Consider the following 14,096-nt stretch of genomic DNA (forward strand, 5'->3'; position numbering starts at 1 on the left):
CTTGAGGGAGTTTTTAATTAGTATTTATAAAGAGGTTATTTGTTTGGTTAAAGGTAAAAATGAATAATTTTTTTATATTTGAATTAGACAAATTTTGACAAGAAATTTTTTGACAAATGAAGCAATTATCTCAGTTATTAAAATCAAAACGAGAATCTAAAGGTCTCTTATTAAGAGAGGTCGCATCTGAGATAGAAGTTGATACCGCTCTTGTAAGTAAAATTGAAAATAGTGATAGAAGACCTACGAAAGAGCAATTAAAAAAATTATCAAAAACATTAGAAATTGACTTCACGAAACTTTTAACTATGTGGTACGTGGAGAAAATTTATGAAGAAATAGGAGATGAGAATAATGTACAAGAAATTGTCAGGGAGTTGAATAGAGTGGTTAGAAAAAAAGTGAGTCAAACGAAAAAATAGATTATTCCTATGAGACCTGAGTATTTAAAAACTAAACCGTTTATTAATTATGAACCACCTATAATAAGTAATGATATAACCTTACCCTTAGAGCAAATGTCTTGGGAAGATTTCGAAAAACTTTGTCTGAGAATGGTTGAGTTTGTTGAACGTTTTGATAGGTCAGATTGTGAGATTTATGGAAGAAAAGGTCAAAAGCAAGATGGTATAGATATTTATGCCTTGAAAGAAAACGGGAAGTACCATTCATTTCAATGTAAAAGGTACAAGTCCATTTCTACTACGAATTTGAACAATATTTTCTCTGAATTCCAAAATGGAGAATGGTACAGTAAATCTGAAAAATTTTTCATTTGTACCTCTGCTAACTTTGATGATATACACTTGCAAAAAAGATTTGAGCAACTGAAAAAAGAATATAAAAAGAAGGAAATACGAGTTGAAAAATGGGATTTTACAGCTATAAATAGAATACTTAAATCTCACCCACAAATAGTATATGATTTTTTTGGTTCTGAATGGTGTAAGAGATTCTGCGGAGAAGAGGTTTTTATAAATACGATCAATCCACTAGATTTTGATAGGCTACAAAGGTCATTTACCAAGGCCTCACATTTCCTGTTAGGAGTAAAGAATTTTTTCGAAAAGAAACCTGAGAGTCATATCACCAGAAAGGAAACCAAGCAAATTGTTGATTGGGTCTCTAGCGATTTAAAAAATGGACAAAAAAATCTTTTAGTTTTAGAAGGAGATAAGGGGATGGGGAAATCTGTAATTTTAAAAGACGTCTATGAAGGGCTACTAGCGGAAAATCACATTGTGCTTGGTATTAAAGCTGATAAATACTACGCTAATAAACCCAAAGAACTTGAAAGTAAGATATTTTTAGATAATGATGTAACGTTTTCGAGAATTATAGGGGCTCTTAATACTCATAAACAACAACTAGTAGTAATAATTGATCAGTTAGATGCTTTGTCACAAACATTATCGTCAAATAGAGAGTTCATTCAAACATATAACAGGTTAATCAACGAGTTAATTGATGAAAAGAATATTAGAATAATTATTTCATCCAGAAGTTTTGATTTAAAATATGATGCAGATTTAAGTTCTTACAAATCAAATAAGTACACTAATATAAAAACGTCTCTTCTAAAGGAAAAGGACGTGAAAAGTACACTTCAGAAATTTGGAGTTTGTTGTTCCGTAAAAAAAGTTCTTAAGCTATTAAAAACCCCAAATCAGTTGGAAGTGTTTTGCAAACTTCCCAACAAAAACAAAATTAATCTTGATACTTTGTCATCATTAAAAGATTTATATGATGCTCTATGGGAGAGTTTAATTACTCCTAATCCTAACTTAAAATTAGGTGAGTTACTTTATATTATTGCTGTTGAAATGTATGAGAATCAGCAGATAGTTGTTAGTAATAAGTTTTCAGATAAGTATTATCACGAAGTTCAATATTTATTAAGTAATCAATTAATAATTAAAGAGGAGTTTAATATTCAATTTTTTCATCAAACCTTCTATGATTATTGCTTTTCGAGACAATTTGTGGAGAAAGGAAAAGATATATTTAAATATCTTACCGAAAATGAACAGAACCTAGAGGTTAGGTCTGTAATCAAAATGGTTTTTGAGTATCTACGTGAGTATGACCATAAGCGGTATATTTTGAGTGTAAATTCTATCCTTAAATCTTCTAAGTATCGTTTTCATATAAAGTCTCTGGTGATAAGCAACCTTGGTATTATAGAAGATCCTTCAAATCAAGAAAAAGAGATATTTTATAATAGAATATCAAGAAATAGGCTTTTCGAAGATGTATTCATACACTCTATTGTATCTAAAGAATGGACTGAATATTTGATTCAACAAAAAGTATTTGATAAGTTTTTATTCAACAAAGAAACCTTCGCTAATAAGGTACATAGGGTTTACCAAAAACAGTCTATATTTCGATTCGGTTTTATTGAAAAATACGATTTAAAAACCTCTGTTGATTACCAAAGGAATCTCATTTGGAGGTTCTTAAGAAATAATATTAATCTCACTCCACTAATAATAATGGAGTATTTGGATGAATTAGAATGCTTTACAGATAAACAAAACTTTAATGAGAGAGTCTTAATGGGACTCGATGACTGGCAAGATAAAAGACTTTTACCATACTTTGAAAAGTACATAAAGTTTAATAAAGGATCTAACGGAAGAGATAACTTTTGGTATTATGAATTCTTAGCAAAAATTTTTCAACATAATAATGATTATGTTTTTGGTTTGGTAAAACCAATATTTAAGAATGTTTTTAATTCTGGAGGTTCCTGGCATTATAATGAATTCTCTCACGAACAAGAGGAATTATTGAAGAAGATGTATGATGATAACCCTGAAAAAACTTTCAAATTTACTCTGGATATTTATAAGAGTATAATTAATGAAAATAAAGACAACTCAAATTTTGAGGAGGTTGATAGTCCTTTCTATGAATGCACAAAATTCATTGATGGTTTTGGCTCTTCACAAGATGCTCATATTGTTTTAGAGGAGTTTTTTGTCAAACATTTAAAATCGCAAATAAGTAATAAGGAATATATAGATGATTTTTTTAACGATTTTAAAAATACAAATTCGGTCGCTCTTTTGCGTTTAGTAAGTTTAGTATTAAAAGAAGAAAAACCGAGATATGTAGATGAGATTTTTGAACTTGTTTCTATCGTTAATGATAAAAATGGATTTAATAGTTATGATGATAGATTACAACTATATCTACGCCAAATGATAGGCTTCTCTTTTTCTTTTTTTTCAGCCGAAAGGAAGAATACTATTTCCAAAATCTTATTGTCAATTAAGAGTCCGTATGATTTTAAATATGATAGGTATAAAGACTCGGAGGGAAAAGAAATCATATCCTTTTATGGTCAGGACAAGAAGCAATTTCTATTTATCAAACAACTTCCTGAGATTGAAATTTGGTGTATTCCTGTATTAAAAAAAGCTTATCAAGAGTATTATAGAAAATTTGGGGATATAGATGCGAATAAAGCACTTCATACTTCATCATCTTCTGGCGCATATTCGGTTGGAGCGCCCCTTTCTCAGGGAGCATATGCCAAAATGGATTTAAGGAATTGGAAAAATAGCTTGACAAAATTTGATGATGACTATCGAGAAGGACACGGGCCAAGAGGAGGCAAGCTAGAGCATTCCAGAGCTTTCGGGGATATTGTGAGAGGTAATCCTGATAAATATTACGAATTTATTATAGAACTATTTGAAGAGAAAAAAGTCTCTCTAGAATATTTGTCTAAAGGGATAGATGGGTTAATTCAAGCAAAATATGAGCCTGAGAAAGTGAAATTTCTGCATCAGAAATTTATTAAGCTAGATTTAAACCAAAATAACTTGATGTACGCTATTTGGAACATAGGGTATTTGATAAAGAATAATTTAATAGATACAGAGTTAGTCGAATTTTTAAGTAATCATGCATTGAATCACCCTAACCCAAGTAAACCAATGAATGAAAATGACCCTTCATTTGATAGTCTGAATACAATTAGAGGTGCTGCGATTCATAAGTTGATACAATGTTATGAACATAAGCGATCTGAAGAAATAATTTTTAGTACCGTAGAAAAAGCTATAAAAGACCCGCAAATATCAGTTAGAGTAGCAATAATGCAAGAACTAGGATACCTAAACTATTTCAATTTGGACAGAAGTTTTAAAATTTTTATGAAATTGATAAATGAAAGTGATACTGAAGTTCTAAAAAATTCTTTCAGAACATCTCAATATTTCAATGTGAAATTTCATTCGGAAATGCTTCCTTATTTTAATATGATTATTCAAAATGAAGATTTGCACAAGGATGGGAATGTTATAGTTTTAAGTTGGCTCAACGATAAAATTTCTAATAAAAAATTGTATACTGATTTTATTAAATCAAGTGATGAAGCTAAACTTTGTGCTCTTCGGATTGCTGAGGCGAATCTATTTAATTCCAATGAGATAACCGCAAATAGAGCTTTCGGTATTTTATATCAATTTTTAGGGAGAAGTGGTGAAGATTTCGCTACAATGTATTCAGGTATAGTGCTAAGAAAATTTAAGTCTCACAACTTCGAGGAATCATATGGCTTTCTGTTTAAATATTCTAAAAGTAAATTATGCATTGCGCAACCTATATATTTCCTGCAATTACTTCTCACTTGTGTTAAAGATAATCCTGTAAAATGCTTAGAATTAATTAGAAACCTAAATTATAGTCTAGTTCCTAATGTACAGCGAAGAGGTTATTACGATAAAGAACCTGTACAACTAATTTTAGCTATTTACTCTAAACTGAATATGGACTTAAATAAAAATAGGAAACATATAAAAAAGTCCCTTGATGTTTTTGACGATATGCTAAAACACAGTCATTTGAGAAATGCATTGAATGAAGCGATGGACTTAATAACCTAGCTTTTAATTTAAAGCATAATGCTTTAAACCTTTTTAGTATTTACTACTTCCGCTTATCTCCAGCATTTTTATCAAAAGCAACTAAATTAAACAATTCCCGCATCCGGCTACGTACACGGTTGCCATAGCGTTCTTCCAGTTCTTCGGCATTGAGATTGGTAGTGGCGTGAGTTTTGATCTTTTTATTGGTTTGCTGATATAATTCATATCGAGATAATAGTACTTCTCCCATGACGTTTAAATCCTTGCCGTAAAATCTTCCAGTGGGTTCAACGCCTAGATCATCAAAACAATAGAATCTTGAGTTACCATAATCTTCTACAGTTTTAAAACCTAGATGGTTAAAACTAAAAATAACATTCCGACAGGGAATCATTTCGTAAGGCCGTCGGAAGGGAACTAAATGTTTTAGAAGTTTCATTAAACTGGTTTTTCCACAGCCAATTGGTCCAGATAGTAAAATCCCTTTCTCGATATCGATTTTATATTTTTTACAATTAACTTTATCCTTGATAAAATAGTAGCAGAGCTTTCTTATAATCGGTTTATCTTCTTCATATATACGAAACTTATTTCCGAAAAGTAATTTCCCTTTGATGTTTAAATAGATCAGGATTTTAGGAAAATCGTATAACACGTTTTTTCCATCAAATTGGCCTAGCGAATATTCTACGTCGTCTTCAATTATTTTAGAGGGGTTGTCCATAATCTTTGTTTTTAGTAGTTCGCAAGTTGTCCTGTTTATAGGACTGTGGATTTTTGTTTGATTTATTTTTTTTAGCAAATAATTCGGTTCTATCAATCCAATTTTTGGCTAAAGCTTTCCAGTCTCTAATTGGTTTTTCATCGCTTGTTTTCCAACCATTTGTTTCATAATACGTGTAGAACTTTTTCCCTTCAACAGTATCATAACCTTTTTCTTTAAAAAAATTAAAAACAGCCTGCCAGCCCTTTGGCTTTTTATTACTTTTTACCTGTTTAGTATTGTTTATATTTGATACCAACGCTTGTCCACTAAAGGGACGGTTTGGGTTTTCAACTTGTCCATTGGTGGGATGGTAGTGTTCCGCAAGTTGTTCTAATTCAGGATCGTACCCTTCCATATCTGGCTCTTCACTTGTACTAAAAATGGACATCTTAATTTTACTTCCTTTGTAAGGATTATTGGACGGGAAATAAGAAAGATATCTCCAAGTATCGAGATCAGTGATGCATCGATGGTAAGTGGATTTTGAGCCAATTTTGGAAGCCATCATTAAATCCCTGCGATTAACGTAAAACCCAACCGCAAAGCGACTACTATTCCACTCTTGGAACAAAGCCATGTATAGGCTAATATGGGTTGGGTTTAAGCGATCGTCGAAGAAAAATTTTTCGAAAGCCGCATTAAGGAGTTTGATATAATTCATAACCTAAGATTTTAATCCGTGTTTTACACGGTTGGCATCCATCACATTTTGAATTTCTTCAACATCATAATAAATAATACCACCTACTTTTGTGTAAGGAAGCGTACCATTAATTCTTAAATTTTGAAGTGTCCCTGGACTTACTTGCAATAAGTCCATAACCTCTGAAGACTTGAGGTATTTTTTAATTTTACCTGAAGCTTGTTTGGCTAACAGGTTTTTAATGTCGTCGAGCAATTCCATTTTGAAATCCCGAAGATCGTCTGTGGTAATAATACTTGTTGGCATAATAATGTGGTTTTAAAGAAAAGGACTATCAAAAGGTTAAACTTTTAAGTTGATAGTCCTTGACTTGGTTTAACTTTCGTTCTACAAATTTGAATAGAATTACTGTGTTTTATTCCCCATCACTACCGTACTACGGTTAAAATTTAACGTTTTAAAATCTGGTGTGTTTTAATGAGTTTTGAATCTGCTTCTTTAGAAACAAAGTATCAAATCACACTGAAATTTATGAAAAAAAGGAAACGCAAGTTAGTTTCCGTAGGTCAACCTTACTACGGTCTTTTTAAGCATCTTAAATATGAAAAATTAAATAAAATGGTTCAGGATTTATTCATCACTTTTATTCATTTCGATCAGAAGTGATTTGGAGAGTTCATCGAGGAAAAGAGTTCTGCTATTTTTTCTGTTCTTGATTTCGTGATAAGTTTTATAAACATCTTTTGGTTCAATATCAAACAATTGCTCTAATTTTCGAGAAATTTGCTTTATGCCCTGATTATCTTGTTTGCCCAAACCTTTGGAGCAGAGAGCGTAAAGCATTTCTACATAATCTGTATTAGAAAATGGCCAGTGTATTTTTTCAATTGGTTTAAAGCTGTTTAATTTATCATTTAGGCCATTTGTAATTCTAAACTTTTTTTGATCGAAATAGATTAATAGAGAATCGAAGGCTTTGTTTTTACCTAAAAGCATATCTCTTGGTGTGCAAAATTCTGGATCCTGAAAGTAAAATTTCGAGGTAGTTATGTGAAATGTATCTGGATAATCTCGAGTATAATATTCTTTATCAAAATGAGTTGCTCCTGAGTTGACATATCGTACAAAATCCATATTGTAAAGAAAAAACCGATTTATCTTATTGATTTTCCTTTTGATGGATTCTAGTTGAGAGTCTTTGTCGCTTCTTGGGAGCTGAATTTCAAAAGAATATATTTCAGAATAATAAATAAGTTCTGTTAATGGAATCTGTTTGGTCTCTTTGAAGAATTTAATTTCATCTTGTATAGTTTGAAATTTTTTAGAGAGGATTTCTTTTTTGTAGATGCTTAATAGTTTTTGACATGCTTTTATAGAGTGCAAAGCGCATTCTAAAATATTGTTACTCTGATTTTTTATTTTGTCTAGGTCTTTGAGTAGTTTTTTTGATAATTTTTGCGAATTCATAATCAGATACTTTTAAGTTGTGTGCCATAGATTTGAAATTTAGTTGATTAGGGAATATCGCAGTTCTGTAAAATAAATTAAATGACTTCTAAAATCATAAGACTTATAGCTTATTAGTCTATTTTGAGGAACTCTCGTTAAAGTAACTTTACTTGATAATTGTAGGAGGTGAAATCAGCCGTATATGTTTACGGAATAATCCGTATTTTTCTACGGATTAACAGTAAAATAGCCTAAATATATACTTTTTGAATGAAATAATATTTACTTGTTTTTTCTTCGAAACTGTTTTAGAAATTCAGTTCTATTTTTCACGCCTGTTTTTTTGAAGATATTCGAAGCGTGTTTTGATACAGTACTTTCAGCAATGAACAAATCTTTTGAAATATTTCGATAACTCAAATCACTAAGGATTGACAAAGCGATTTCAATTTCCCTTCTGGTCAAATCTTTATAAAATATTTGACGTTCTATCAATTGGTCTTTTTGTTTTTCTTTCAGAGCAAAAACTTCATACATCCGAGTACTGTTTTTGATAAAGTAAATATATCTATCTACTTCAATAATGGTTATAGCAAAGAAAGCTGAGTTCATTACCGTAAAAGTTAACCATTGATAATCACCTATGACTGTGCAAATTGGTAACAAAGTAATGCTTGTCATACTAATCAATGATAGCTTGTTTCGTCTTAGTATAAGAGCGTTTGGATTACTTGGATTTGAAATACGACGATAAAAAACAAAAAGAAAAGCAAATGCAAAAATAGATACAGGTATAGTGAATAGGAATCGTGCTGATTTGAGAGAATTTGTTAGAAAATATGGAACTAAAAATAGAATAACAAAACTAGAGCTCGCTAGTATGCTAAGGTTTTTAATGGATGAGTTGAACTTTAAAACAACAATATCGTATTCTTTATAAAGATAGTAAACTATAAAAATGCATAAGGCTATTGCGACTCCATACGTAATGATATATTGGAATATAATTGGACCAGGAAAACTATCAGTAGGTAAAAAACCACCTGTTGCATTGTAGATAATGAATAACAACCCTAAATATAGAAAACGTTTAAGACTGCTTTGAGTTTTCTTTCGAGAAAAGTATAGCGTAAGCAATACAATGAATGTATCTATTAATAGATAGAAAAAAGTCGTCCAATGTATTGATGTGCCAAACATTTTTAAAATTATTCACTGTGTTCAAATTTGTTGGTTTCTAAATTTTTGAAAACATTGTTCCAATGAAAAATTTGTCCATTCATTGTAATATAAACATCGGGTTTCAGAAATTGTAATGAGCTAATTGCATATCCTAAATTAAAAGGTGCATCTGTATTAGAGGATGAGCCTAATATAAATGATCCAACCAAAACAATAGTTACATTTAAATTAAGCCTTCCCAAATATTTTGCTGTGTTTTCCATTGTGAAAGTACCGTGCGTAATCAAAAATTTATCTGCATTAGATTTTTTGATCTTTCGTGCTAACAACTCTCTATCCTTATCGGTAATATCGCGACTGTCTTTTTTGAAAACACTTTCAATGGTATAAGCAAACTCAACATTTGGACTTCTTATGAAGTCCTGAATAATTGTGCAAGATGATTTTGCACTTTTATTATCAGTATTATCCAATCCTTCGATAGTACCGCCTGTTGTGAGAATGTATATCATATTCACATGTCATTAAAGATTGCTCTTATAAAGATAATTAAATAAGATTGATAAAAATGAGAAAAGTATGATTAAGCAGTTATCGCTAATAAGCTTCTGTTTGAGTGAGAATAAATTCCCAATGTGTTTATAGACAAATACAATGATGTATTGCCTGTATAATTTTTATATGAAATGTTGCATCTTATCAAACTCTTGAGAAAAACACCTAAAGCGAGAACTTAACTTATAAGCTTATTATATAATTAATAATAGGTGGGTCGAACAAAAGTAATCCGTTTTCTGCATTACAATGGTTTTTTAAAATTTCAATCATTGATATTTGGGTGTTTTATACCAGAATTCAGTCCAAAAAAAAAGGCTTCTTACGAAGCCAGAAATTATAATCGATCGTTAAAAGGTTTTTCCTCATTTGAATTCGCTACACAATTATAATAAATTTTGGATGGTTTTGATGAAAAACCAGCGCAAAAGGATTAACATTTTGACTTTTAACCTGATTTTTGATTGCCTTTATTCTATTTTACCCTATAATTTAGATTTACCATTATGTGGAAAATTTTTTTTCCTTTTCCGTGGTTGGAAGAACCGACTTTAATGGCCGATGATTGATAGTCAAACCTTTTTGTAAGTTCTTTCCATTTCGATTTTTTTAAACCGAAACCTGATTGATAGGATAAATTTGGTAAGACATTTTCTTTGTACTTTTTCCAACTAGAATCAAAATTCTTGTGCTGTCTCTTATCATAAATTAACATTATGAAGTTTTTACGTTTATGATAATAATTAAAAATCTTTTTGATGTGACTTTCAGCCTTACGCTTATCCGACCAAATAAATGCTTCGCAAACGATTAATGGTTCGCCATTACCATCACAGATCATTATATCTCTTTCCCCTGGATTGTACTTGTCTTTATTTTCTGAAAAACCGCCTCTATCTTGACCTTGAATTAGCCATCCCCATTGTGCCATCCTAGCCTCTAACGCTAATTGTATAAGATCATTATATTTATCTTCGTGCCCAACCTCTCTAATCGCATTAATTTTATCCAACATTTTACTGCTGGCAAGTGCAACTTCTTTAGTAATAAAATTTCCTAAACTATTTTCTGCATTTAATCTATCTGGAAATATTTGGATAAGGGTTCTTGGTGCAGCTGCAAATATTTCATTGAAATTGTTTTGTAAAAACTTTATATCCGTTTTATCATCTAGTTTCGTTTTAAGTTTTCTAACAAATTTTGGAATTTTTGCATCGGAATCTTTATGGTACTCAGTTGCGCGAAATAATACTTTTTTAGCTTCTTCTCGCAGTTGAAATTTTAGCAGTATACCTATTCTTAATTCCACAATATCTTCCTTCATATTATATGGAAAAGGAATGGAAAGGTAAAGTTTATCGAATTCGTGTTTATTTTCCAGATGATAATATGCTGTAAGTTGGTTGGTCCAAATTTTATCCTTTATAGGTTCTACATAAGATTCTGGCAGGCTCATTTCCATAGTTTTCCACTCGTCCAACGCTTCTTCAAAAAGCGTATTATCCTTACTTTTTGATGCCCAGTTTACTTTTGCTGCAAAACGATTTAAAGCGATAGTGGAATGCTTGGGAAACTGATGGTGCAGATTATCAAAAATTTGATACGCGGATTTAGCATTCGTTTCAAAACGAATTAAGGCTCTAAAGAATTGTTTATAACTATCTACATCAAATTCCTTATGTACTTTGTAAGATTTATGTTCTGGGATTTTGGTAGCGTCGAGAGCATTTTCATCCTTATTGTTGTAAGCTAACATTAATGCTACAAGATAGCTTACCTTTTCTAGGTCTTTTTTACTATGGGCTGTTGCGTTCTTTTTCCAATAATCAAGAGCTTCTTTGGTTTGTTCAACCAGTTTAGGATGGTACGTAAGTTTTCTTATTATTAATTCAATTTCTGGATTCCATCTTCTTGATTTTATAAATTCTGTGATTTTTGATTTCTTTATTTTTTTAATTAGTTCCTTTTTTAGTCCTTCAGCTGTAATCCAATCTACTATTATAAGAAGCCTTGTTAAATCGCTGGTTTTAGTAAGGACATTTATTATCTCTTTTTTATCGGAAAACCAGTTAATGCTATTGGCTATTTGCAGTATTAATTCACTTTTGTTTGAGCTTTTATAACTTCTTTCAAAAAACTCATCAAGAATATCAATCCTATTTTTATTGTGCTGAACAGCATTTTCTCTTAGAATTTCAACTATTGACGCTTCTAGTTTATTCTTAATGTTCGTAGTTTCTTTTTGTAGCCTGAAAAGATTTGAACTTCTATTATTTATGAAACTTTGTGTAGATAACAATATAAACAAATGTGAGCGCAGACGTCTTGCTGAATATTGGTTGAAATCGTCGTATATATTTTCGTCTGAATTAAATGTTATAGTGGGATTAATAAATTTTGAAAATAGATTGTTTCTGTTCAACACTATAAGTGGATAAATCCAATTAATATTGTCCAAATGTTCATTGTCTAAATACCAAGAAGGTATCGTATCTTTTGATTCTAAACTTGGATAATCCGTTTTTGTAATCGAAGTTTTCTCAATGGCAGAAAGATAAATGTCTAAAAATAATTTTGCTATTTTTTGTTCAATATTGCTATCGATTTTTTCATTTTTCAATTGGCATTTTACCACAACCTCAGACAGCCAACTTAGATAATCTAGTTTTTGTAATGGTAAATGCCAACTGCCGTTTGATAATTCTCTGACAGGAAGATATGTATGGACGTGCTCTAAAAGTAATAGTAGATGTTTCGATATTATTGCTGGCTTAGTTCTATTTGAAAAACTGTTTACATCCTGCGTATAATCCTCGACGGTCTGTAATAAAATGTTTTCCCTTTCTTTTTTATCGGCGATGGTCTGGTCATAAATTTCGATAGTTCGTGAGTTTCTTACTAATTGAAATTTATCTCTATTAATTTCCTTGAATAATTGGAAAACAATGTTCGTAAACTTGTCTTTATCATGACTATGAGAAGAATTGATTTGGTCGAAAACAAGCTGAATTGCGATTTTCAGCATTTTCGTTCTTACTTGCGATACAGTTTCATCAGGCAAGACTTCAATTGAAGCATTGTCAAGCAATCTAAATGATAATGTTGCAAATTTTTCCTCAATAAGTAAAAAAGGCAATCGAGTAAGACCTCTATTTCTCAAAAAATAGGCAGATTTCCAAAGTAGGTATGGTTTCTGAAGACCTTCAAATAATAGCTGTTTTGTAATTGGGTAATGTGGATAATTGAAATTTTGTGAGTCGTTGTTATTTGAATATTTAGCATCCAAATTGAGTAATTCATCCACTAGATAAGATAAGTCTGTTCGGCTTCGTTGTTTAAAAAATAGATTTCCATTGAAATTGTCAGAAACCTTAATCATCTGTTTATAAAGGTCATAAACGTCATCTGTCTGCTTTAAGCTATTTTCTGGCTGTTCAATATTATTATTCCAATAACTTCGAGAAGTAATGTCATCTTCTAATAAAACTTTATCAAATTCTTGATTAAGAATATTTAGGTCTGGCTCTTTGAGCACCATTTCTAAAGCGGTTTCTTGAAATCTTTTTTTAGCTTCCGCAGAAAGGTGGGGAACAATATCGTGTCTATGTTCATCAAATTTGGAATACGATAGGAAATTTAAAATTCGTTGCTCATCGTTTTTAAAATTATTGTCATCTAGTAGTTTTTGCCAAATGATGGCTTTAATTCTGTCAGCCAAATCAAAGAGGTAATTTGGATTTGCTGAACGTAGAGATAGAATATACCCGTTAAATGATTGTGTAATTACTTCGTTCTCAATTAGCTCATCGGTTTCAGGTACTTTGGGATAGATCGATTTGTGTTGAATTAGAATATTATCAAAATCTACTTTCTTGACAAGTACCTTCTTTTTGTAATGTTTGTCTTTGTGTTTCCTAAGTTCATTAATAAACTTGAAAACCGTCCAATTATCTAGCAGTTTTTTATAGTAGTCAACGCCATTAATTTTAAATACAGCATCTTCTTTTGTCTCTTTAAAGTATTTGGCTTCATAGAGCCATTCGCTATCTAAAATAACATTATGTGTAGATTGATAAATTTTTATATACTCATCAAGTTCATTGGAAGGTGTTTTGGTAATCTTTAAATTTTCTGTGAGATACCTTATAAAAAGTAGCTCATTATACTTTTCATTTTTATCTTCATAATCACTTGCAGTCTTTCTTACAACACTCGGAATATAGATGCTTCCGAAGATATTACGCAACCAAAACTTTGAAAACAATGCTTTTAAATCAACAGACTCTTTATTATGTTTTTCGTAGGCTTTTGCAAACTTGTTTAGTTCTGTTTCAGAAATTTCAGGTTCAGAATAATTGCTTTTTAAAAGTAAATTCGCAAAAAATAGCGATGCATTCCAAAGTTTATCAGCATCTTCAGCAATTTGATTTTTATGAAAATATGGCTGCTTTTTATAGTGTTTTGATAGTTGCTCTAACTTTTTTAAGTTTTGTTCTATTTTAAAATTCATTTATGATATTAAGGCTTAGATTTTTGAGAATATAAAGTTAGCATAAATAAATAGGGCTATTATTTGACTTTAAATAGATTTTTCAAAAACTGATGAAAATTTCAATTCAGT

Annotated in this window: 9 protein-coding genes; 2 read left to right on the forward strand and 7 right to left on the reverse strand. The window is 30.7% G+C overall.

The genetic code is table 11. The features are described 5' to 3' along the window. Positions 1-116: 116 nt before the first annotated feature. On the forward strand, positions 117-422 hold the full coding sequence (locus CAP47_RS10070) for a helix-turn-helix domain-containing protein (RefSeq protein ID WP_100776484.1): 306 nt from the start codon (positions 117-119) through the stop codon (positions 420-422). 9 nt (positions 423-431) lie between these two features. Next, the gene (locus tag CAP47_RS10075) at positions 432-4,898 is read left to right on the forward strand and encodes an AAA family ATPase (protein ID WP_100776485.1); all 4,467 of its coding nucleotides are present in this window, start codon (positions 432-434) and stop codon (positions 4,896-4,898) included. A gap of 43 nt (positions 4,899-4,941) precedes the next feature. Here the strand turns inward: CAP47_RS10075 and CAP47_RS10080 are convergent, their stop codons facing one another. From CAP47_RS10080 to CAP47_RS10115, 7 genes are all read right to left on the reverse strand, one after another. After that, complete coding sequence (locus CAP47_RS10080) at positions 4,942-5,604, reverse strand: ATPase (RefSeq protein ID WP_100776486.1); 663 nt, start codon at positions 5,602-5,604, stop codon at positions 4,942-4,944. Further along, positions 5,588-6,307: a hypothetical protein gene (locus CAP47_RS10085; protein WP_100776487.1), complete on the reverse strand. Its 720-nt coding sequence runs from the start codon at positions 6,305-6,307 to the stop codon at positions 5,588-5,590. Before CAP47_RS10085 ends, CAP47_RS10080 begins: the two co-directional genes overlap by 17 nt. Positions 6,308-6,310: 3 nt before the next feature. Next, positions 6,311-6,595: a helix-turn-helix domain-containing protein gene (locus CAP47_RS10090; RefSeq protein ID WP_100776488.1), complete on the reverse strand. Its 285-nt coding sequence runs from the start codon at positions 6,593-6,595 to the stop codon at positions 6,311-6,313. Between the two features lie 324 nt (positions 6,596-6,919). Continuing rightward, positions 6,920-7,672: an RteC domain-containing protein gene (locus CAP47_RS10100; RefSeq protein ID WP_238141029.1), complete on the reverse strand. Its 753-nt coding sequence runs from the start codon at positions 7,670-7,672 to the stop codon at positions 6,920-6,922. Between the two features lie 348 nt (positions 7,673-8,020). Continuing rightward, positions 8,021-8,938, reverse strand: a complete 918-nt coding sequence (locus CAP47_RS10105; protein WP_100776491.1) for a helix-turn-helix domain-containing protein — start codon at positions 8,936-8,938, stop codon at positions 8,021-8,023. A gap of 8 nt (positions 8,939-8,946) precedes the next feature. Then, a complete protein-coding gene (locus CAP47_RS10110; protein WP_100776492.1) occupies positions 8,947-9,432 on the reverse strand; it encodes an asparaginase domain-containing protein in 486 nt (161 codons plus the stop codon). A gap of 518 nt (positions 9,433-9,950) precedes the next feature. Next, positions 9,951-13,985 carry a hypothetical protein gene (locus CAP47_RS10115; RefSeq protein WP_100776493.1) on the reverse strand — a complete coding sequence of 1,345 codons (4,035 nt, stop codon included), beginning with the start codon at positions 13,983-13,985 and terminating at the stop codon, positions 9,951-9,953. Positions 13,986-14,096 lie beyond the last annotated feature (111 nt).

Origin of the sequence: Psychroflexus sp. S27 (assembly GCF_002810405.1) — a bacterium.
Classification (GTDB): domain Bacteria; phylum Bacteroidota; class Bacteroidia; order Flavobacteriales; family Flavobacteriaceae; genus Psychroflexus; species Psychroflexus halocasei_A.